Annotated in this window: 18 protein-coding genes; 7 read left to right on the top strand and 11 right to left on the bottom strand. The window is 73.4% G+C overall.

Annotated elements, in window-relative coordinates; translation table 11 throughout:
• Positions 1 to 18: 18 nt before the first annotated feature.
• The 4 genes from QJS33_RS12720 to QJS33_RS12705 form a co-directional block, all read right to left on the bottom strand.
• Positions 19 to 687, bottom strand: a complete 669-nt coding sequence (locus tag QJS33_RS12720) for a TetR/AcrR family transcriptional regulator (protein ID WP_306368179.1) — start codon at positions 685 to 687, stop codon at positions 19 to 21.
• A 147-nt stretch (positions 688 to 834) separates the two neighbouring features.
• Complete coding sequence (locus QJS33_RS12715; protein WP_306368141.1) at positions 835 to 1,617, bottom strand: hypothetical protein; 783 nt, start codon at positions 1,615 to 1,617, stop codon at positions 835 to 837.
• Between the two features lie 649 nt (positions 1,618 to 2,266).
• Complete coding sequence (locus tag QJS33_RS12710; RefSeq protein WP_306368140.1) at positions 2,267 to 2,800, bottom strand: hypothetical protein; 534 nt, start codon at positions 2,798 to 2,800, stop codon at positions 2,267 to 2,269.
• Between the two features lie 40 nt (positions 2,801 to 2,840).
• Entirely contained in the window at positions 2,841 to 3,368 is a 528-nt protein-coding gene (locus QJS33_RS12705; protein ID WP_306368139.1) for an SRPBCC family protein, read from the bottom strand.
• Positions 3,369 to 3,431: 63 nt separating this feature from the next.
• Here QJS33_RS12705 and QJS33_RS12700 point away from each other — a divergent pair, with 63 nt between their 5' ends.
• Positions 3,432 to 4,028: a TetR/AcrR family transcriptional regulator gene (locus tag QJS33_RS12700; protein WP_306368138.1), complete on the top strand. Its 597-nt coding sequence runs from the start codon at positions 3,432 to 3,434 to the stop codon at positions 4,026 to 4,028.
• A gap of 120 nt (positions 4,029 to 4,148) precedes the next feature.
• Here the strand turns inward: QJS33_RS12700 and QJS33_RS12695 are convergent, their stop codons facing one another.
• The 4 genes from QJS33_RS12695 to QJS33_RS12680 all read right to left on the bottom strand — a co-directional run bounded on the left by QJS33_RS12695 (position 4,149) and on the right by QJS33_RS12680 (position 8,261).
• On the bottom strand, positions 4,149 to 4,442 hold the full coding sequence (locus tag QJS33_RS12695) for a hypothetical protein (RefSeq protein WP_306368137.1): 294 nt from the start codon (positions 4,440 to 4,442) through the stop codon (positions 4,149 to 4,151).
• A 44-nt stretch (positions 4,443 to 4,486) separates the two neighbouring features.
• On the bottom strand, positions 4,487 to 5,980 hold the full coding sequence (locus QJS33_RS12690; protein WP_306368136.1) for a hypothetical protein: 1,494 nt from the start codon (positions 5,978 to 5,980) through the stop codon (positions 4,487 to 4,489).
• 217 nt (positions 5,981 to 6,197) lie between these two features.
• Positions 6,198 to 7,427, bottom strand: coding sequence for an acyl-CoA dehydrogenase family protein (locus QJS33_RS12685; protein ID WP_306368135.1), 1,230 nt, complete (start codon positions 7,425 to 7,427; stop codon positions 6,198 to 6,200).
• A gap of 234 nt (positions 7,428 to 7,661) precedes the next feature.
• A complete protein-coding gene (locus QJS33_RS12680; protein ID WP_306368134.1) occupies positions 7,662 to 8,261 on the bottom strand; it encodes a dienelactone hydrolase family protein in 600 nt (199 codons plus the stop codon).
• Between the two features lie 242 nt (positions 8,262 to 8,503).
• Between QJS33_RS12680 and QJS33_RS12675 the strand changes: the two genes are divergently transcribed.
• Both QJS33_RS12675 and QJS33_RS12670 read left to right on the top strand, forming a co-directional pair.
• Entirely contained in the window at positions 8,504 to 9,058 is a 555-nt protein-coding gene (locus QJS33_RS12675; protein ID WP_306368133.1) for a hypothetical protein, read from the top strand.
• A gap of 496 nt (positions 9,059 to 9,554) precedes the next feature.
• Positions 9,555 to 12,284, top strand: a complete 2,730-nt coding sequence (locus QJS33_RS12670; RefSeq protein ID WP_372339648.1) for a polysaccharide lyase family 1 protein — start codon at positions 9,555 to 9,557, stop codon at positions 12,282 to 12,284.
• Between the two features lie 473 nt (positions 12,285 to 12,757).
• Here QJS33_RS12670 and QJS33_RS12665 read toward each other — a convergent pair whose 3' ends face one another.
• Complete coding sequence (locus tag QJS33_RS12665; RefSeq protein ID WP_306368131.1) at positions 12,758 to 14,200, bottom strand: helix-turn-helix domain-containing protein; 1,443 nt, start codon at positions 14,198 to 14,200, stop codon at positions 12,758 to 12,760.
• Positions 14,201 to 14,420: 220 nt separating this feature from the next.
• Here QJS33_RS12665 and aceA point away from each other — a divergent pair, with 220 nt between their 5' ends.
• From aceA to QJS33_RS12650, 3 genes are all read left to right on the top strand, one after another.
• Positions 14,421 to 15,719 (top strand): isocitrate lyase, encoded by a 1,299-nt coding sequence (gene aceA / locus QJS33_RS12660; protein ID WP_306368130.1) that lies wholly within the window; start codon positions 14,421 to 14,423, stop codon positions 15,717 to 15,719.
• Positions 15,720 to 16,056: 337 nt separating this feature from the next.
• Positions 16,057 to 16,257, top strand: coding sequence for a hypothetical protein (locus QJS33_RS12655; protein WP_306368129.1), 201 nt, complete (start codon positions 16,057 to 16,059; stop codon positions 16,255 to 16,257).
• A gap of 253 nt (positions 16,258 to 16,510) precedes the next feature.
• Positions 16,511 to 17,350, top strand: coding sequence for a CPBP family intramembrane glutamic endopeptidase (locus tag QJS33_RS12650; protein WP_306368178.1), 840 nt, complete (start codon positions 16,511 to 16,513; stop codon positions 17,348 to 17,350).
• Between the two features lie 152 nt (positions 17,351 to 17,502).
• Here the strand turns inward: QJS33_RS12650 and QJS33_RS12645 are convergent, their stop codons facing one another.
• Positions 17,503 to 18,777: a CynX/NimT family MFS transporter gene (locus tag QJS33_RS12645; RefSeq protein ID WP_372339647.1), complete on the bottom strand. Its 1,275-nt coding sequence runs from the start codon at positions 18,775 to 18,777 to the stop codon at positions 17,503 to 17,505.
• 167 nt (positions 18,778 to 18,944) lie between these two features.
• On the opposite strand from QJS33_RS12645, the gene QJS33_RS12640 reads away from it, so the two are divergent.
• Positions 18,945 to 19,646: a FadR/GntR family transcriptional regulator gene (locus QJS33_RS12640; RefSeq protein ID WP_306368128.1), complete on the top strand. Its 702-nt coding sequence runs from the start codon at positions 18,945 to 18,947 to the stop codon at positions 19,644 to 19,646.
• A 276-nt stretch (positions 19,647 to 19,922) separates the two neighbouring features.
• On the opposite strand, the gene QJS33_RS12635 is transcribed toward QJS33_RS12640, so the two are convergent.
• Positions 19,923 to 20,678, bottom strand: a complete 756-nt coding sequence (locus QJS33_RS12635) for an RraA family protein (protein WP_306368127.1) — start codon at positions 20,676 to 20,678, stop codon at positions 19,923 to 19,925.
• Positions 20,679 to 20,728: the final 50 nt, after the last annotated feature.

Below are 20,728 nucleotides of genomic sequence, written 5' to 3'. Positions count from 1 at the left end.
CGGTGCGGCCCCGGGGCGTCAGGCCTGGTCGCTGCTGCCCTGCACCGCGCCGACCACCGCGGCGGTGAGGTGGTCGATGATCTCCTCCGCGCCGACCTCGGGGTGCTCCAGCCACCACTCCCCCGCCGCCTGCACCATCCCGACGATGGCGTGCGCGGCGATCTGGGCGCGCAGCCGCCCGGCGATGCGGCCCTCGCCGACCAGGAGCTCGGCCAGTTCCTCGCCCAGGCGGCGCACCATCATGCCCAGGTCGCTGCGGGTGCGCTGGTCCTCGGAGGTGGCCCGGTCCATGAGGAAGCGGTACAGGTTGAGGTTCTGGGAGATCATCGACAGGTAGGCGCCGACGGTGGCCCGGGCGCGTACCTCGAACTCGGTGTGCTGGTGCAGCTCGTCGCGGATCCGCCCGATGAGGGGGTCGACGTGGCGGGAGGCCAGCGCCCGGTACAGGCCGCTCTTGTCGCCGAAGTGCCGGTAGAGGATGGGTTTGCTGATCCCGGCCTCGGCGGCGATGGCGATCATGGAGGCGTCGGGGCCGTCGCGCTGGATGACCCGGTTGGCGGCGTCGAGGATGGCGCGGCGGCGCTCGGGGTCGCGCCCGCGTCCGCTCCGCCGCCCGCCGCGGGCGCGGGGTGCCGGAGGGGTGTCCGACACGGGCGCGGTGCCGGGGACGTCGTCGCTGTCGGTCATCGGGATCCGCCGCACGTCTTGGTAGGCCACAACGTTCGAGCTTAGAGGGTGTGGCGGGGTCCGGCGCCCGCGCCGGGAGCGATCCCACGGGGGCCGCGGCGTCGGCGGCGCCCGGCCCCGGCGGGCTCGCCCGGCAGGGCGCGGGGCTCAGCCGCGCAGGGCGATCCAGGTGGCCCACGCCTGGGCGAGGACCTGACCGTCGGCGTCGTACAGGGCGCTGCCGGTGCGGATCTTGCGGCCGTCGACGGAGTCCAGGTGGCCGGCGACCACGTACGTGCGGCCGATCCGGGGCGCGTGCAGGGTCCGGACGGTGATGCGGCCCAGGACGGCGGGGCGGCCGGCGACGTCGCTGGACCAGCCGCCGGGGCAGTCCAGGGCGGCCCACACGTCGGGCAGGCCGACGGTGCCGGAACCGTCGTCCAGGCAGGGGTGCGGGGTCCAGGTGCAGGCGACGGTGTTGCCGACCCCGTCGGGACCGTGGCCCGGGCGGACCTGGCCGGCGAACAGGCGCAGGCCCTCGCCCTCGGCGCGCTCGGGTCCGCAGCTGTAGCAGCGGGGGAAGGGGTGCAGGTCCAGGCCCGCGAAGCGGCCCTCGGCGTCCGCGGCGGCGGCCGGGTCGACGGGCCCGCCGGGGACCGCGGGGGTGTCGGGGGCGGCGACGGTCTCGGCCTCGGCGACGAGCCGGGCCTTGGCGTCGGCGGCCTCGGGGTCGATGAGCCGCACGGGCGCCCCGTCCTCCTCTTCGACGGTCAGGGGTCGGCCCAGGGGCGGCGGGACCCGCAGGGTGACCTGCACGGCCGGGCCGCCGGCGGCGGTCAGGCGGGCGGCCAGCAGTCCGGCGCTGTAGCCGCCGTTGCCGGAGCCGTCGGGGCCGTTGTGCGTGGTGGGGATGGTGATGGTGGGGGCGTCGTTGCCCGTGGTGGCGTGCATCACTCCAGAGTAGAGGTGGGACGTTTCCCGCCGCCAGGACGCCCCCGGACCCCGTCCGCACGGCACCGGCCGGTCACGTCTCCTGGGGTGGTGCGACTTTCGCCCGGCCGCCTCCTTACAGGCTTACAGGTCATCGCGATGCCGGTGGGCGCTGAAGGTCCATCACGCGCCGGCGGCCCGCTGACCGGGATGAGATCGTCGCCGAAGGCGGCGGCACACCGACCCGGCGGACATCGCCGACGTGCGTCCGTGAGAACAGGACCGGAAAAGTCGCATCACTCGGTGGGACACCATCCACCGGCCGCCTGGTCGGTTCCCCGCGCTCCGCCGGGTCACCCCGGACCCCGTCCGCACGGGTCCGGCCCGGTCCGGGGCCACCGCGCCCGGGGGCGGACGCGGCCGGGCAGGGGCATCCCGGAAACACGGTGGGGGGACCCGCACCGCGCAGTGGGCGAAGGAAAGGGCGGCGCCCGGCCGGGCGACCACCGCCACCGCCACCGCCACCGCCACCGGCGAGCACAACCGAGCAGGGGTCTCCCGGGAGCACACGGACCGGAAGTGGCATCGCGCAGGGGTGAAGGAAAGAGCGGCGCCCGGCCGGGGACGCCGCCGCTCCGCTCCGGCGGACGGGTCGGCGGCCCCGCCGGGGTCAGTCCTCCTCGGGGAGGGCGGCGGCCAGGTGGGCGGGCGGCCACTCCTCCAGGCGCCGGAAGTCGGTGTCGAGCAGCCCGATCCGCGGGTCCACCCGGTGCAGCAGGGCCGAGGACGGGTGGTGGCGGTGCACCCAGTCGGCGTCGTGGTCGGTGATCATGTCGTCGACCCAGGCGAAGGGCCGCCCGTCGGCGTACCCGACCAGGGTGGTGGTCTTGAAGCAGAGCCCGCCGGTGGCGCTGGACCAGTGGGGAAGCTCCACCACCGGCAGTTCGGGCAGTCCGATGACGGGGCCGATCATCGTGTTGGCGTCGTACTCCCAGGTGGTGGCCCAGACCAGGGTGTAGGGCAGGGCGAGCAGGCGTTCGCCGTGGTCGGGCCGCAACCACACCCGCAGGGGCTTGGGGGAGTCCTCCCAGCCCCGGGGGCGCAGGCGGTGGGTGGTGTAGCCGTCGGGTCGGCGTTGGGCCGGGGCCCGGAACGGGTTGAGGGGGCCGTCGACGTCCAGGAACAGCAGGGGGAGGTGGGACACGGGTCTCCTGAGGGGGGTGGATGGCGCGCCGCCGCCCATCCTAGGGAAGGGTCGCCCGATCGCCCAGGGGATTCCGGCGCCCCCGGCCGGCGCGCGCCATCGCCGTGCGCAGCAGCCGGACGTACGGGCTCCACCGGGCGGGTGTGCGGACGGTGCCGGTGAGGGTGCGCTCGGCGCGGTCGAGGCCGTCCTCCAGCAGGGCGTCGTGCAGGGGCCCGAACACCAGGGGCCAGGTGAGCAGGGCCGGGCCGTGCGCCCGGATGACCAGCAGGTGGCGCAGCACGGTGCCGCCGTCCGCGGGTTCGACGGTGAACTCGTGGAACCCGTCGAACCCGCGCGGGGCCGTGAAGCGGAACCGCACGTGCCGACCCGGCGTGTGGTCGGTGACGGTGTAGCGGACGGGGCCGTGCCCGCCCGCCGCGCCGACCCCCAGGGGCCGGTCCAGCCGCAGGGCGGGCCAGTCGTCGGGCCAGAGGGCGTCGTCGGGCGAGGACAGGCCGTCGACCAGGGCGCCGACCTGTTCAGGGGTCGCCGCGAGGTGTCGCTGGTGCAGGTTGCGGACGCGCATCGGTGCGCTCCCATCTTTTTAGAGGGATGTCTCTAAAACCAAGTTCAGCATAAAGTCGGCACCATGGGAAGACCCGCGCGCTTCGACTCCGACGTCCTCGTGGCCGCCGCGACCGCGCTGGCGGCCCGGGGCGGTCCCGCGGCGGTGACCATGGCGGCCGTGGCACGGGAGGCGGGAGCGCCCAGCGGATCGGTCTACCACCGGTTCCCGGGGCGGCCCGCGCTGCTGGCGGCGGTATGGCTGGGCGCGCTGACCGACTTCCAGGAGGGGTGCTCCGCGGCCCTGGCCGCGCAGGACCCGCTGGCGGCGGCCGCCGACGCGGCCCGGCACGTGCTGGCCTGGAGCCGGGCCGCCCCGGACCGGGCGCGCGTCCTGCTGTACTCGGACGCCGACTTCGAGGCGGAGCGGTGGCCGCCCGACGCGCGGGAGCGACGGGACCGCGGGAACGCCCGGCTGGGAACGGCCGTCGTGGCCGTCGCCGAGCGGCTGCGCGCGCCCGGGGAACCGGCCGACACGGCCCTGGAACGGGTGCGGACGGCGGTGGTGGACCTGCCCCTGGCCCTGGTGCGCCGGCACCTGGCGGGGGGCGGGACCGTCCCGGCCCGTGCGGAGGAGGCGGCCGCCGACGCGGCGCTCCGCCTGCTCACGCCCCGGCCCTGAACGCCTCGTTCCGCGCGGCCGCGGCGGCGGCCACCACGGCCGGGCGGTCCCGGTGGGGCGGTTCCGTCGTTCCCCGCGGGCACGGCGGCCGCCCGTTCCCGAACGCCGCGGACGCCCCGGTCAGGAGTGGTGGTCCACCGTGACGACGTAGGCGTCGCCGGGCACCGCGTCCGGCAACGGCACCACCCGGTCCAGGTGGGCGCGGCGGCGGGCGATCCGGCTCTCCTGGGTGACCGGCGCCCGCACCCCGGCCTGTTCGTCGGGGTCGTACCAGGTGCCGTCCGGGTCCAGGGAGGCGAAGCCGAGGCCGACCCCGTCACGGGCGTCGGCGACGTACTCCTCCCGGGAGCGGTCGAACACGTCGATGAAGCACCCCGAATCGCCCGCCGGCCCGGCGTCGATCAGCCCGCGCACCGCGGGCTGGGCGAAGTAGCGGGCGCGGACCGCGGGGCCGCCGGTCAGCGCCAGCCGCCCCGGACCTCCAATGCGCCGTCCGCCGCGACCAGGGTGGCGCGGCCGTCGTGGTCGTCGATAGTGCGGGGCCGCAGGGTGCCGCGGAACGCCGGGGTGGACACCCGCACCCGGTCGGGCGCGTGGGCGTGCAGGATCCGCAGCCGCCAGGGCGCGCCCGGGTCGGCGGGATCGGCGGGGGCCGCCAGGTGGACGGTGGCGTCGGGACCCAGGGTGCCGCCCTCCCATGACCGCCCGGCGGTGTAGGAGACCAGGCGCAGGGCGGCGGCGGAGGGCACGTCGGGCTCCCGCCCCGGGGCGGTCGGCGGCACCGGGGCCCCGTCCTGCCCGCGCAGTTCGCGGACGAGCCGCCGGGCCGCCTCCAGCTCGTCGACGCCCGAGGTGCGGGACACCGCGTCCAGCGCCCGGTCGAAGTGGGCGGCCGTCTCGGGTCCGCCGCGGCGGACCCAGGTCAGGGCCAGGTCGCGGAAGGCCCGTTCGCGCCGCCCCCGGGTGAGGTGCGCCGCGGCCGCGGCGATGTCCGTGCCCGCCCCGGCCAGGGCCCGGCACAGGGCGGGCACCGGGGTCGTGGTGCTCCGACCGGGATGGCCGCCGGACGAGCGGATCCTCATCATGGTCCAGATGAGCAGGTGGCAGACGGCCCGGGCGGCGGGACCGTGGACCTCCCCCGTGACGGGGCGCACCTCGCGGCCCCGGTCCCGTCTTCGGGCGGGTTCGGGAAAGGGCGGGGGCGGGGGCGACCAGCTCCGGGTGACCACCGGCGGCTCGAAACCCCGGAAGGCCCCGCGGACCTCCACTGTGGCGGCGGGTCCGCGCAACAGGCCGTCGCCGAAGGCCACCGTGACCCCGTGGTGGTCGCAGGACAGGCGGGCGCCGGGAACGTCGCGGGTGTCGAAGCGGACCTCGTCCACCTCGGGCAGGTGCACGACCAGGTCGGCCGCCCCCTCGCCCTCCGCGCCGGTCCCCTCCGGCTCCCGGCGGGCGCGTTCCGCCGTGAGGACGACCCGGGCGGTCAGCCGGGTGCCCCGCCGCTCCACCGAGAACGTGCTGACCGTGGCCGTGTCCAGGCGGTGGTCGGCGGCCAGCCCCTCGGCGACGCCGCCGGTCACCGGGAGGACCGAGGGGGCGGAACCGCCGGAGTCCTCCTGTGCGGGCTTCGGCAGCGCATCGGCCCCATGGCCCGCCTCGGCCGCGCTCGCCGCCATCCAGGCGCGGCGTGCGGGTCCGAGGTCGGCCATCCACCGCAGGGCCCGGCGGGCGCGCCGGTCCCGGGAGCGGCGGGTGCGGCCCAGGGCGGAGACGAAGAGGGCACGGGTGTTGTCGTCCCAGACGTCCGCGGTGGCGCGGACGGTCTCCCGGTCGTGGAACCGGGCGTCCGCGGTGGCGTCCTCGATCTGTGCGAGGGAGCGGTCCAGGAGCGCGCTCAGAACGGCCAGAGCGGACGCGGGGTGCGGGTCGGCGGGGGGTGCGGTGCCGGGCATATCCGGAATCCTGGCACATCCGCGCCGCGGGCACGAAGCGGCGAGGGCCCGGTGCGGGTGCGCCCGCGGAACGGCGGCGGCCCGCAGGCCACGACGGCTCCGCACAAGTTTCGGACCCGGGCGGGGCCGGGGACCGGGGTCCCCGTCGGAGCGCCCCGCCGGGCCGGTCACAGAGGGCCGGTCACGGAGGAGGGCGGCGCGGGCCGCCCACCTCCCGTCAGCGGACGGGGAGTCCGGTGACGGCGCGGCCGATGATGAGCTTCTGGATCTCGCTGGCGCCCTCGAAGATGGTGAAGATGGTGGCGTCGCGGTGCCAGCGCTCCACGGGGTACTCCCGCGTGTAGCCGTTCCCGCCGAGGATGCGCACCGCGTTCTGGGTCACGAAGGTCGCGGTCTCGCTGGCGTAGAGCTTGCTCATGGAGCCCTGCGCGCTGTCGAAGTCCTTGCCGTTGCGGGCCATCCAGGCGGCCCGCCACACCAGCAGGCGGGCGGCGTCGATGCGGGTGGCCATCTCGGCGAGCAGGAAGGCCACGCCCTGGTTGTCGCCGATGGGCCTGCCGAACTGCTCGCGCTGGGTGGAGTACTCCAGGGCGTACTCGTAGGCGGCGCGGGCGCAGCCCACGGCCATGGCGCCGACGGTGGGGCGGGAGGCCTCGAAGGTCTTCATCGCGGCCTGGCCCTTGGAGCGCTGCCCCTCGCGGGCGCGGGCGATGCGCTCGTCGAGCTTCTCCTTGCCGCCCAGCAGGCAGGCGCCGGGGACGCGCACGTCGTCCAGGACCACCTCGGCGGTGTGGGAGGCGCGGATGCCGTGCTTGGCGAACTTCTGCCCCTGGCTCAGGCCGGGGGTGTTCGGCGGGACGATGAAGGTGGCCTGGCCGCGCGAGCCCAGTTCGGGGTCGACGGAGGCGACGACCACGTGGACGTCGGCGATGCCGCCGTTGGTGGCCCAGGTCTTGGTGCCGTTGAGGACCCACTCGTCCTTGGCCGCGTCGTAGACGGCGCGGGTCCTGATGGCGGAGACGTCGCTGCCCGCGTCGGGCTCGGAGGAGCAGAACGCGGCGAGCTTGATGTCGTCGGCGGTGCCGAACATCTGCGGCGTCCACTCGAAGATCTGTTCCTGGGTGCCGTTGGCGGCGACGGAGACGGCGGCCAGGCCGGTGCCGGTGATGGCCAGCGCGATGCCCGGGTCGCCCCAGTACAGCTCCTCGAAGGCGACCGGGATGCCCAGGCCGCTGGGCTCCAGCCACTGGTTGGCGAAGAAGTCGAGGGAGTAGAGGCCGATCTTGGCGGCCTCCTGGATGATCGGCCAGGGGGTCTCCTCCCGCTCGTCCCATTCGGCGGCGGCGGGGCGGATGACGTCGGCGGCGAACCCGTGGGCCCAGTCCCGGACCTCGCGGACGTCCTCGCTCGGTTCCAGGCTGAAGGCGGGCGCGGTGGCCTCACTCATGCGCTTACATCCTTTGTCGGACCCTCCGGGGGAGGGGGGAGGTCAACTCGTGTTACCAACGGTAACACCAAGGGTGTCCCGGCACAATCGCCGCCCCCGGCCAACCGGGGAAGAACAGGGGAAGGGCACGGGAACACCGGGCCTCGACGGGACCGCGGGGCGGGATACGGGGGTGCGGAGCGCAGCGGCACGGGCGCCCGGCCGGATGGCCGCCGGCCGCCCGGCGGCCATCCGCTATCCGCCCAGCCGCCCGATCACGCGGGAACGGGCGAGCGCGTGGGCGTCCCCGTCGAACCCGGGGGCGCCCCGTTCGGCGAACCAGTGGCCCGCCCCCTCGTACACGTGGACCTCCGGCTCGACACCCGCGCGGCGGAACCCCTCGACGGTCTCCGCCACCTCATCCTCCGTGAAGTACGGGTCGTCCGGCACCCGGTGCAGCTCCACCCGCCCGGTGCGCTCCACCCCTCCCCCGGGCGACCATCCGCCGTAGAACAGCACCAGCTCGTCCGGCCCGGCCGCACCGCGACCGGCGAGCCGCGCGGCGAAGAACGCGCCCAGGGAGAATCCCATCGCCGCCCAGGGCAGCCCCCGGCCGGACAGCCCGTCCGCGATCACGCCCAGCTCCGCCAGCGCGGTGCCGTGGTCCAGGCCTTCGGCCAGGGCCTCGGCCTCGGCGATCGTGTCGACGACCCGCCCGCCGTACAGGTCCGGGACCACCACCCGGCGGCCCGCGGCCGCCAGGGCGTCGGCCCACTCCAGTACCGCCGGGGTGACACCCCACCACGGGTGCAGGAGCAGCACCGGGTGCCCCTCGTCGGGTCCGACCTCGGTCACACCGACGCCTTTGCTCGTAACGTTCACCGTGTTCCTTCCGTTCGTCGGCCCCATCCTCCCCGGTACCGCCGACGGTCCGGCGCAGGCGGATCGGTCGCTGTGATGGGTCGGTCGGGGCGGCGGGGCGGCGGCGCAGGCGGGCCGGCGGCAGTGGCGGAGTCCAGCGCCCCGGCCACCGATCACCGCGGGCCGCCCGTGTGTCCGGGGCGGGACGGTGGGACGCGGCGGGTTACCGTGGCCGGGTGGAGGTTCTGACCCTGCTCTTCTCGCTGGTCGCGGCGACGGCCGGCATCGTCCTGTGGCGCCTGGAATGGCTCAAGGCCCCGCAGCACGCCTGGCGGGTGCGCCGCCACATCACCCCGTCCTCGCCGCGCACCGCCACCGATCCGCCGCGCCCGGGCCGGGTCGACGTCCACGTCCTGTCCGAGGGACGCGGCACCGTCTACAGCGTGGTCTGCACCCTGCGGGGCGCCTCCGCCGCCGGGCTGCGCCCGCGCGTCCGCAAGAACCGGGTCTCCCCCGACTCCGAGCCCCTGCACCTGTCGGTCACCCTGCCCGACCCCGATCCCGGCGACCTGTGGGTGGAGGTCACCTGGGTCACCTTCCGGCCCAGCCTGCACCACGGCGAGCGCATCAACGTGCACACCGGCGAGTTCCTGCGCTGGCGGTGGTCCTGGTCCTCCCTGCGGCTGGGGCGCCGCCCCGGCGAGGGCTGGGAGAGCGCCCGCCTGTACCGGACCCGGGGCCGGTGGATCCACCACTCGGCGCGGCCCCTGGCCCTCATTCCGGACGACTGAGTCCACCGCCCGGGGCGGCCTCCGCCCCGGAGCGCGCGGCCCGCCCGGGCAGGGCTCGACGGACACCACGAGGGATAGCGCTTTCCGTAACATCCGAACGCAGAGCGGACCCACGAGGCCCCTCCGAACGGAGCCCGGAACCGCCCCACACGGACATTCGCACACCCCGCCCGGAGGGGACCGCTCCGCGGGCCGGGGCGCGCCCGCCCCGGCCGACAGGGGCGAGCGAAGCACCGCCCGGAGCCATCACCACTGGTGGAGCGGCGCATGAGAGTCCTCGCACGACCGCGGGGCGGCATCACCGATCGCGTACTTCTTGGTACCCGATCCTAAATTCCGCGTCGAATTCGGCGAAATCGCTGGTTACGCACATGCGAAGAGTTCGCGGCATTCGGGTTTCCCGAAAAAGGGCGACTGACCCTCTTGACGGGGAAAGCGCTTTCCCTAATTCTCGGTGGTGACACACCCCACACTCGTCCCCCAGAAAGGGGAAGCGGTGAGACGATCAAGCACACGTCGGGTGGTATCGACGCTGGCCGCGGCGACTCTGGTCGCCGGCGGTCTGACGCTGTCGACGGCCCAGGCCTCGGCGCAGACCGGTGAGGCCACCGGCTACGCGACACAGAACGGCGGGACCACCGGAGGCGCGGGCGGACAGACGGTACGCGCCACCACCGGCACCCAGATCCACGAGGCCCTGTGCGAGCGGCCCGACACCTCCACCCCGATCATCATCGAGGTGGAGGGCACCATCGACCACGGCAACACCTCCAAGGTGTCGGGCGACGGCTGCGACACGGCCGACGACGTGATCGAGCTGAAGAAGATCAGCAACGTCACGATCGTGGGCGTCGGCGGCGGAGCCGTGTTCGACGAGCTGGGCATCCACATCCGGGAGTCCGGCAACATCATCATCCAGAACGTGACCGTCCGGAACGTCAAGAAGTCCGGCTCGCCCACGTCGAACGGCGGCGACGCCATCGGGATGGAGGCGGGCGTCCGCAACGTCTGGGTCGACCACGTCACCCTGGAGGCGTCGGGCGGGGAGTCGGAGGGCTACGACGCCCTCTTCGACATGAAGAACGACACCCGGTACGTCACCCTCTCCTACAGCGTCCTGCGCAACTCCGGCCGCGGCGGCCTGGTGGGGTCCAGCGAGAGCGACCGCTCCAACGGCTTCGTCACGTACAGCCACAACGTGTACGAGAACATCGAGTCGCGCACGCCCCTGCTGCGCGGCGGCGTCGGGCACATGTACAACAACCACTACGTCGGCATCGTGAAGTCCGGGATCAACTCCCGGGCCGGTGCGAGCGCGAAGGTGGAGAACAACTACTTCCAGGACTCCCGGGACGTCCTGGGCACCTTCTACACCAACGAGCGGGGCTCCTGGCAGGTCGGCGGCAACGTCTTCGACAACGTGACCTGGTCCGACGAGGGCGACGAGAACTACCCGGCCGGTCCCGACCCGCAGTCCACCACGTCGGTGAGCATCCCGTACCCCTACGAGCTCGACGACGCCGACTGCGTGCCCGCGATGCTGGGGCAGATCGCCGGCGCGGGCAAGGGCAACCAGGTCTCGGACGGCGACTGCGCGGGGCAGGAGCCGACCGACCCCGATCCCACCGACCCCGATCCCACGGACCCGGACCCGACCGACCCGGACCCGACGGACCCGGACCCGACCGATCCCCCCGGTGGGACCAACCTCAGCATCGGTGCCGGCGCCGACGGCTCCGGCAAGGGCGACGGGACCAGCTACGGGAACGTCATCGACGGTGACATGGGCACCTACTGGTCGCCGAGCGGCTCGACCGGCCGCATCTCGGTCAAGTGGGGCTCCGACACCACGGTGTCCACGATCAACATCCGCGAGGCGGCCGGGGCCGAGGGCAACGTCGGCTCCTGGCGGGTCGTCGACCACGACAGCGGTACCGTCCTGGCGACCGGCAGCGGAGCGGGCGTCATCACCTTCGAGCCGACGTCGCTGCGCAAGATCGACTTCGAGATCACCGGTTCGGACGGCACGCCGCGCATCGCCGAGTTCGAGACCTACGCCGGCACGCCGTCGGGTGGCGGCGGAGACGGCGACGGCGGGGACGGGGATGGTGACGACGGCGACGGCGGCCAGACCCCCCAGCCCTCGGGCGACGAGCTCTTCGTGGCCCCGAACGGAAGCGACGGCGCCTCCGGCACCGAGTCCGACCCGACGACGCTCACCTCGGCGATCGACCGGATCGAGCCCGGCGGGACGATCTACCTGCGCGGCGGCACCTACGGCCTCTCCGAGACGGTGCACATCGAGCCGGGGAACGACGGCCTGGCGGGCGACCGCAACGAGCTGTTCGCCTACCCCGGCGAGACCCCCGTGCTGGACTTCTCGGCGCAGAGCGAGGACTCGGCCAACCGCGGGCTCGCCATCGGCGGCGACCGGTGGCACATCAACGGGCTCATCGTCGAGCGCGCCGGTGACAACGGGATCCTGCTGGGCGGCAACGACAACATCATCGAGCGGGTGACCACCCGGTTCAACCGCGACAGCGGATTGCAGCTGTCGCGGTACACCGCGGGGGCTCCCCGGTCGGAGTGGCCCTCGGACAACCTGATCGTCAGCTCGGTCTCGCACGACAACGCCGACTCCGACGGTGAGGACGCCGACGGGTTCGCCCCGAAGCTCACGGTCGGGGACGGCAACGTGTTCCGCTACACCGTGGCGTACAACAACATCGACGACGGCTACGACCTGTACACGAAGTCGGACACGGGGCCCATCGGCGAGGTGACCATCGAGCACTCCCTGGCGTTGGGCAACGGTTCGCTCTCGGACGGCTCCCAGCACTCGGACGGCGACCGCAACGGGTTCAAGCTCGGGGGTTCGGACATCGCGGTGGACCACCACATCCACCACAGCATCGCCTTCGACAACGGCAAGCACGGGTTCACCTACAACTCGAACCCCGGCAGCATGACGGTCTCGGACAACCTGGGCATCGGCAGCGAGGAGCGCAACTTCCAGTTCGACGGCGGCGACTCGGTGTTCCGCGGCAACACCTCGTGCGACGGCGGTTCCAGCGACCGCTTCGAGGGCGACGCCGACGGCTCGAACCAGTTCTGGGACGGTTCCAACGGTTCCCGTTGCTCCCAGTACTCCGGGTCGCTGGACTGGGGTTTCGACTCCGACGGCCGACTCGTGGTGACCATCGGCGGCGACGAGGTCGAGCTGTAACCGGCCCCGCCGACGAGAGGAAGGCCCGCCCGGAGCCTCCGGGCGGGCCTTCCGCGTCGGTGCCGGTCGCCGCCGGTCCGCCGACGGGCCGGGGCCACCGGACAGGTCCGCCGCGCGCCCCCGCGACCCGCCACGGACCACCCCGGGCGAACCGACACCCCCGCACGGAACACCCCTCCCCCGGCACAGGCCCGGGCACCGATGCGCTCGGCCGACAGACCCGCACGGAACACCCTCCGGCACCGACAGGCACCTCCACAGGCCGGGGCCACCGGACAGGCCCGCCGCGCGACCCCGCGACCCGCCACGGACCACCCCGGGCGAACCGACACCCCCGCACGGAACACCCCTCCCCCGGCACAGGCCCGGGCACCGATGCGCTCGGCCGACAGACCCGCACGGAACACCCTCCGGCACCGACAGGCACCTCCACAGGCCGGGGCCGCCGGAGAAGCCACCGCACGTCCTCACAGTCAGTCCTCGTGGGCGTACTTCTCCAGGAACGTGTAGACGTCGTGCTCGTCCACACCGGGGAAGGTGCCCGAGGGCAGTGCCGACAGGACGTGGGAGTGGGCGCGCGCCGACGGCCACACGTTGCCCTCCCAGCGGGCGGTCATCTCCGCCGGCGGGCGCACGCAGCACTCGCCGTTGGGGCAGTTGGACTTGGTGCGGTTGGTGGTCTCCCGACCCCGGAACCAGCGCGACTCCTTGTAGGGCACGCCCAGGGTGATGGCGAAGTTGCGCTCCCGGCTGGGGTCGACGTGCGCCACGCACCAGTGGGTGCCGTTGGGCTTGTCGGTGTACTGGTAGTAGATCGAGTACCGGTCCGGGGAGGCGAACACCTGGCGCCCCGACCACTGGCGGCACATGCGCTGGCCTTCGATGGCGCCGGTCTCGTCGGTGGGGAAGACCAGCCCGTCGTTCTCGTACGCCTTGTAGATGATGCCGGTCTCGTCGTTGCGGATGAAGTGGCAGACCAGGTCGAGGTGGCGGTAGGCCAGGTTGGTGAACCGGTGCGCCGCCATCTCGTAGGACACCGAGTAGACGTCGCGCAGGTCCTCGACGGACAGGTCACGGGCGTGCTTGGCCTCCTGGAGGTAGGTGACCGAGGTGGACTCGGGGATGAGGACGGCCGCCGCGAAGTAGTTGGCCTCCACCCGCTGGCGCAGGAAGTCGCCGAAGTCCTTGGGCCGCTGGTGGCCCAGCACGACGTGGCCCAGGGTCTGGAGCAGGATCGTGCGCGGGCTGTGCATGCCCAGGGTGGTCTCGCGCTTGAGGTAGATGCGCCGGTTGATGTGGTCGGTGAGGGAGCGCACCGAGCGGGGCAGGTCCTGGACGTAGCGGAGGCTGAACCCGTGGTGGGTGGCGATGGCGAGGATCTGGCCCTGGGAGAGCGCGCCGGCGCTGTAGTTGACGGCGTCGAGGGTCTCGGCGGCGGCCTTCTCGATGTGCTCGAAGTAGTTGCCGCGTTCGCGCATCTGGCGGCGCAGGTCCGCGTTGGCCCGGCGGGCCTCCTCGGGGGTGGCGGTGGGTTTGGCGCTGCGGCGCTTGAGCTCGTCGTACAGGCCCACGATGTGTTCGAGCACGTCGTTGGGGACCCGCTTGCCGACCTTGAGGTGGGGCAGGTTGAGGGTCTGGTAGACGGGGTCGCGCTGGGCCTCCTCGACCGCGATCTCCAGCTGTGCGCGCCGGCTGGGGGGCTGCTTGGAGAGAAGTTCTTCGACGGAGACGCCGAGGGCGGAGGCAAGGGACGTGAGAAGGGAGAGCTTGGGCTCGCGTTTGCCGTTCTCCAGCAGGGAGAGCTGGGAAGGCGCCCTGCCCACGCGTTCTCCCAGGTCAGAGAGGGTCATGCCGCGCGCTCGACGAAGATGACGGAGCCGCTGGCCAAAGGTGACGAGATCCAGGTCACCTGTCAAAGACGGTATTTCTTCAGCACCAAAGTACGCCATGCGTTCATGGTACGGAAAGAAACGACGATCTTCACCCGATTTCGAGTGGAAAAGCCTTGGATCTTCCCTAAGAATCATAGTTACCGGCGGGGAACTTACCGCCCAGGGCTCACCCCCTGGCCCCGGGCAGGGCCTCCCCTCGACCGGTGCGAACACCTTGGGGACTACACGTAAGGCGGGAACGCACATGAGCACCAGCGCTCGACGACAGGAAGCCAGCGCGGCACTCCAGCGGGAGTGGGAGACCGACCCCCGGTGGGCCGGGATCGAGCGCACCTACTCCGCCGACCAGGTGATCAAGCTCCGCGGCTCGGTCACCGAAGAGCACACGCTGGCCCGTCTCGGTGCCGAGCGCCTGTGGAACCTGCTGCACACCGAGGACTACGTCAACAGCCTCGGCGCCCTCACCGGCAACCAGGCGGTCCAGCAGGTCCGCGCCGGCCTCAAGGCCATCTACCTCTCCGGGTGGCAGGTCGCGGCCGACGCCAACCTGTCGGGCAACACCTACCCGGACCAGAGCCTCTACCCGGCCAACTCCGTCCCGGCCGTCGTCCGCCGCATCAACAACGCCCTGATGCGCGCCGACCAGATCACCTGGGCCGAGGGCGACGACAGCGCCCCGCACTGGCTCGCCCCGATCGTCGCCGACGCCGAGGCCGGCTTCGGCGGCGTCCTCAACGCCTACGAGCTCATGCGCGGCATGATCGCCTCCGGCGCGGCGGGTGTGCACTGGGAGGACCAGCTGGCCTCCGAGAAGAAGTGCGGCCACCTGGGCGGCAAGGTCCTCATCCCCACGAGCCAGCATGTCAAGACGCTGAACGCCGCGCGCCTGGCCGCCGACGTCGCCGGTGTCCCCTCGCTGGTCATCGCCCGTACCGACGCGCAGGCCGCCACGCTGATCACCAGCGACATCGACGAGCGCGACCAGCCCTTCGTCACCGGTGAGCGCACCGCCGAGGGCTTCTACCGCTTCCGCAACGGCGTCGACGCCTGCGTCGCCCGCGGCCTGGCCTACGCCCCGCACTCCGACCTGCTCTGGATGGAGACCGCGACCCCGGACCTGGAGGTCGCCCGCAACTTCGCCGAGCGCATCAAGGCCGAGTACCCGGACCAGATGCTGGCCTACAACTGCTCGCCGTCCTTCAACTGGAAGCGGCACCTGGACGACGCGACCATCGCGAAGTTCCAGCGCGAGCTGGGCCACATGGGCTACAAGTTCCAGTTCATCACCCTGGCGGGCTTCCACTCGCTCAACTACTCGATGTTCAACCTGGCCAAGGGCTACGCCCAGAACGGGATGACCTCGTACGTCGAGCTTCAGGAGGCCGAGTTCGCGGCGGAGGCCGACGGCTACACCGCGACCCGCCACCAGCGCGAGGTCGGCACCGGCTACTTCGACACCATCAGCACGACCATCGCCCCCGAGGCCAGCACCACGGCTCTCACCGGCTCCACCGAGGAAGACCAGTTCTCAGCGGCTCACTGACCCTGGTCTTCTCTTCCCAGGCGGTCGCCTCTCCCCGCTTTCGTGGCTGGGGCGGGGCGGGGCGACCGCCACCCCCTAGCCGTCGGCCATGCGCGCTCCGTGTCACACGCGCATGGCCGGCGGCTTGTCCGGCGGCCGCCTCCCATCCCCTGGAGGCGGCCGCCGAAGCATGTCCGGGACACGCCCGGTCCGGCCCGCGGACGTCCGGGCGGCGTGCCCGTTCGCGGACTCCGGCGGGCCGGGCACGGCCGTGTTCCCGGCCGGAACGGGCCCCCGGACCTAAGCTGAGCGCCGTACGGGCCGGACCCGGCCCGGCGGAGGAGATGCGGAGGGACCCGTGACACTTCCCGACACCCCGCGCCCGTGGTGGGCGCCGCTGCGCGCCCTGCTGGCCGCTCTGACGCTGGCCGGCGCCGTGTCGATGGGCGCGACCGCCTGCGATCTCGGCGGCGGGGACGACGATGACGCCGAGCAGGGCCAGGAGGACGGCGACAACGGCGGGGACGGCGGCGGCTACGGCGGCGGGGGCGACGACTGACCGTGAGGATGTGCGGTGGCTTCCCCGGCGGGTCCGCACCGCCGGCCGACCGGCACCGGCGGGTCGTCCCCGGGGGATTCGTCGGCCCGTCCGGGGAAGCCGCCGCACGCCACCGGACGGGCGGCCGTGACCTCACGGGGGCTCTGCCGAGACGCCCCGCGGGGGCCGCGGCCGCGGGGGCCGCGGCCGGCGGCCGCCCCCGGAGCCCGAGGGGGCGCGCGGGGCGCATAGATTGCGTTGCGTGAGAGACGAGATGCACTCCGGCCGGCGGCCGGCCGAGGACACCCCGACCGCCGAGGACACCCGGGCCCCGGCCGCCGCACCCGCCCCGGGCCCGGCCCTGCCCGGGGCGGCCACCCTGCGCTGGGAGATCGTGTGCCTGCTGGTGCTGTCCCTGGGCGCCTCGGCGGTGTCGGCGGTCATCTCCTTCCTCGGCGTGCTCACCGCGCCCGAGGCCCTGTCCGAGCACACCGCCAGCCTCGTCCGACCCCAGGCCGACCAGCGGCCGTGGCTGGACCTGTCCTGGCAGCTGTACCGGGTGGCGGTGGGCCTGGCCCCGGTGCTGCTGGCCGGGTACCTGCTGCACCGCTCCGCGGAGTCGATGCGCACCATCGGGTTCGACCTGCGCCGCCCCTGGTTCGACCTGCGGTCGGGGGCCGTGCTGGCGGCCCTGATCGGGGCGGGCGGCCTGGCCGTCTACGTGGTGTCGTGGCGGCTGGGCATGACCGTCACCATCGCCCCCAGCACTCTGGAGGGCAACTGGTGGGACGTCCCCGTGCTCGTCCTCCAGGCCGCCAAGAACGGCATCCTGGAGGAGGTCATCGTCGTCGGCTACCTGCTGCACCGGCTGGGGCAGCTGGGCTGGACCCCGTGGAAGGCGGTGGTGGCCAGTTCGGTCCTGCGCGCCTTCTACCACCTGTACCAGGGCGTGGGCATGTTCTTCGGCAACCTGGTCATGGGCCTGGTGTTCGGCTGGTTCTACCACCGCTACGGCCGGGTGATGCCGCTGGTGGTGGCGCACACCGTCATCGACATCGTGGCGTTCGTCGGCTCGGTGTACCTCATCGGCCGCCTGGACTGGCTGCCCTCCTAGGGCGTGTTCGACGGATCATTCCGCCCGCCCGTCACCCACCGCCACCCTCAACGGACGCCTTCGGCGCGGTGTCTCCGCGGAGCCGCCAGGCCGCCTCCCGTGTCTTTCGGCGCAAGCGCCGAGCCGCACGAAAGTATCCGCCGAACAACGCCCTAGGCCCGGTTCCGGAGGGCCCGGGCCTCGTCCCGGGCGGCCAGGGCGTCCTCCAGGTAGCGGGGGCGCCCCAGCAGCCAACCGGCCGCGATGTTGCCCAGGACCAGCACCAGGACCAGCAGCAGCGGCGCGTGCCACCCCCCGGTCAGCTCGTGCAGCAGGCCGAACAGGAAGGGTCCCGCGCCGCCCATGAGGTAGCCCAGGCTCTGGCTGGTGGCCGACAGCGCCGCCGTGCCCTCCCCGGTACGGGTGCGCAGTGCGAACGAGGTGAGGGCGTAGATGAAGCTGCCCATGCCGATGCCGATCAGGGTGGTCCACACCCACACGCCGTTCATCGGCGAGATCCACAGGCCGCCCAGGCCCACGAGGTAGGCGAACGCGAACATCAGCACGAACGGCCGCTGGTCGCGCACCCGGGTCAGCAGGGTGGGCAGCACCAGGGACATGGGGATGCCCAGCAGGGTCAGGTACGACAGGGCCAGCCCGGCGCTCTGGGCGCTCATGCCCTCGTCGCGCAGCATCTGCGCGTACCAGCCGAACATGATGTAGGCGATCGACGACTGGGTGCCGAAGTACAGCATCGCCTGGAGGCCGACCCCGGTGGAGAGCACCCGGCGGAAACCCAGCGCCCGGGCGCCGTCGCCGGCGGCGGGCCGGTGGCGCAGGGTGAGCAGCCACGGCAGCACGGCGATCAGGCCGAACAGGGCGTAGGAGCCCAGGGCGACGCGCCACTGCCCGGTCGACTCGTACACGGGCACGGTGGCGGCCGCGGCGATGGTGGTGCCCAGCGCCAGGGCCGTGGTGTACACGGTGGTCATCAGCCCGACCCGGTGCGGGAAGTGCTGCTTGACCAGGGCGGGCAGGATCACGTTGCCGACCGCGCCGCCGGACAGGGCAAGCACGCTCAGCCCGAGGAACAGGGGCGGGGAGTCGGCCAGGGCGCGCCCGGCCAGGCCGACGGTGACGGCGGCCAGGGCCAGGAGCAGGAGCAGGTGCGACCCGAGGCGGCGGGACAGGGCGGGGGTGAGCCCGCCGAAGAGGGCGAAGCTCAGCACGGGCAGGGTGGTGAGGACTCCGGCGCCCACGGCCGTCATGCCCACGCCCGCGGTGACCTCGTCGAGGAGGGGGCCAACGCTGGTGATGGCGGTGCGCAGGTTGAGCGCGGCCAGGGCGATGCCGGCGGCGATGAGGAGGAGCGCCCCGGCGCCGGGACGGGCGGGGGCGGCGGGGACGGGGTTCATCTCGCTGCTTCGGGGAATGACTCGGGTGCTCATGTAGGGCGGCTCACATATTCATAGGATGACCCGATGTACTGCATGAGGATAACGCATTGACGTCCGAGGCCGATTCCCGTCCGTGACTGGTCTAAGCTCCGGCTTTAACCGACCGCACCCGTACGCTGGCCCTGTCATCCGGCGACCCGCCCCTAGGAGGTAAAAGCGTGCCCCTCGCCTCGACACGCCGGACCGGTCTAGTCGACCAGGTCATCAGTCAGTTACGAGCCCAGATCGACTCGGGTGAGTGGGGCATCGGCGACCGTATCCCCACCGAGTCGGAGCTGTCCGAGCAGTTGGAGGTGGGGCGCAACACGGTGCGCGAGGCCGTGCGCGCCCTCGCCCACGCGGGCCTGCTGGAGATCCGCCAGGGGGCGGGCACGTTCGTGCGCGCCTCCAGCGAACTCGGCGGCGCCCTGCGGCGCCGTCTGGAGCGCTCGCGCCTGCGCGAGAACCTGGAGGTGCGCCGGGCCCTGGAGGTGGAGGCCGCCCGGCTGGCGGCGCTGCGCCACACCGAGGAGGACATGGCCGACATCGACCGGGCGATGGGCCTGCGCGAGTCGACCTGGCGCGAGCGGGACATGAGCGCGTTCGTGGAGGCCGACTTCGCGTTCCACCGCTCGGTCGTCAACGCCACCCACAACACGCTGCTCATCGACCTCTACGACGACATCGCGCAGGTGGTGCACGCGAGCATCGCGCACACCGCCTACGAGCAGAACCAGAAGGAGGACGTCGACCCCACGCCCTCGGGGGACGGCATCGACCACTCCAAACTCACCGAGGCCATCCGCGCCGCCGATCCGGTGGCCGCGGTCCGCGAGGCCACCTGCTACATCGACGAACTGCTGTCGCTCACCGAGGAGTGAGGCGCCCCTCGCCCCCGCGCACGTCGGCCCCGGCCCCTCCCCAGGGTCGGGGCCGCGCCGTGTCCGGGGCCGGTGGGACCGAAGTTTTTTGTGGGGCCGGTGGTGCGTACGGTGCGCGGCGGCCCCGAGCGGGTTCAATCCCGGTAGGAATCGCCCACCGCGGGCCGGGAGGACAGCCGTGACCGGCCCGGGTCGCCCGCGGCACCGCGGGCCGGGACCTCGCGGCGGGAACCCAGGGGGCGGGGGCGCGCCCCGGCCCGGCGGCCCCGAGCGGGTTCAATCCCGGTAGGAGTCGCCCACCGCGGGCCGGGAGGACAGCCGTGACCGGCCCGGGTCGCCCGCGGCACCGCGGGCCGGGACCTCGCGGCGGGAACCCAGGGGGCGGGGGCGCGCCCCGGCCCGGCGGCCCCGGGCGTCCGCTCCGCCCTCCCAGCCGCTGACCCGGGACGGGTCCAGGCCGAGCAGGTCCAGGGTGCTCTCCCCCGCGCACACGGCGTCGATGATCGCCTGCTCGCGGGTGATGCTGTCCATCGTCTCGGTGATGATGGCGCCGACCTGCCCCCGGGGCAGGCACACCACGCCGTCGTCGTCGGCCACGATCCAGTCGCCCCGGCGCACCGCGAGCGGGACCGGCCCGGCGGCCGTCATGGTGATCGGGCCGCCGACCGAGCCGCCCGACTCGGGGCGGGCCTCGCGCACCGCGACCCCCGCGCCGAACACGGGCAGCTCGCAGCGGGCGATGGCGGCGACGTCGCGCACGCACCCGTCCAGGACGATGCCGCGCACGTCGCGGGCCCGCGCCGCCACCGCGAGGATCTCGTCGACGTAGCCGTACTCGGGTTCCCCGGAGACGTCGACGACCAGGGCCGACCCCGGTGGAGCCTGGGCGACGGCCACGTGGACGGCGAGGTTGTCGCCGGGGGTGCAGCGCACCGGGAAGGCGGTCGCCGCGAACGACGCCCCCGGCCAGACGGAGAAGAGATGCGTGCCGAAGGGGCGGCCGCCGCATCTGGCCAGCGCCACCGTTCCCACAGCCGTCAGTGTGTCCGCAAGCGCCACGTCAGCCTCCCACTACACCCGCG

Origin of the sequence: Nocardiopsis sp. CC223A (assembly GCF_030766825.1) — a bacterium.
Taxonomy (GTDB): domain Bacteria; phylum Actinomycetota; class Actinomycetes; order Streptosporangiales; family Streptosporangiaceae; genus Nocardiopsis.
The sequence above is the reverse complement of the archived record's forward strand: the minus strand, read 5'-3'. Positions and strand labels throughout refer to the sequence as shown.

What these genes read in the sequence shown, in the direction of transcription:
- QJS33_RS12720 (WP_306368179.1), bottom strand. Translation starts at nt 687, where the DNA reads ATGACCGACAGCGACGACGTCCCCGGCACCGCGCCCGTGTCGGACACC.
- QJS33_RS12715 (WP_306368141.1), bottom strand. Translation starts at nt 1,617, where the DNA reads ATGCACGCCACCACGGGCAACGACGCCCCCACCATCACCATCCCCACC.
- QJS33_RS12705 (WP_306368139.1), bottom strand. Translation starts at nt 3,368, where the DNA reads ATGCGCGTCCGCAACCTGCACCAGCGACACCTCGCGGCGACCCCTGAA.
- QJS33_RS12700 (WP_306368138.1), top strand. Translation starts at nt 3,432, where the DNA reads ATGGGAAGACCCGCGCGCTTCGACTCCGACGTCCTCGTGGCCGCCGCG.
- QJS33_RS12690 (WP_306368136.1), bottom strand. Translation starts at nt 5,980, where the DNA reads ATGCCCGGCACCGCACCCCCCGCCGACCCGCACCCCGCGTCCGCTCTG.
- QJS33_RS12685 (WP_306368135.1), bottom strand. Translation starts at nt 7,427, where the DNA reads ATGAGTGAGGCCACCGCGCCCGCCTTCAGCCTGGAACCGAGCGAGGAC.
- aceA (WP_306368130.1), top strand. Translation starts at nt 14,421, where the DNA reads ATGAGCACCAGCGCTCGACGACAGGAAGCCAGCGCGGCACTCCAGCGG.
- QJS33_RS12650 (WP_306368178.1), top strand. Translation starts at nt 16,511, where the DNA reads ATGCACTCCGGCCGGCGGCCGGCCGAGGACACCCCGACCGCCGAGGAC.
- QJS33_RS12645 (WP_372339647.1), bottom strand. Translation starts at nt 18,777, where the DNA reads ATGAGCACCCGAGTCATTCCCCGAAGCAGCGAGATGAACCCCGTCCCC.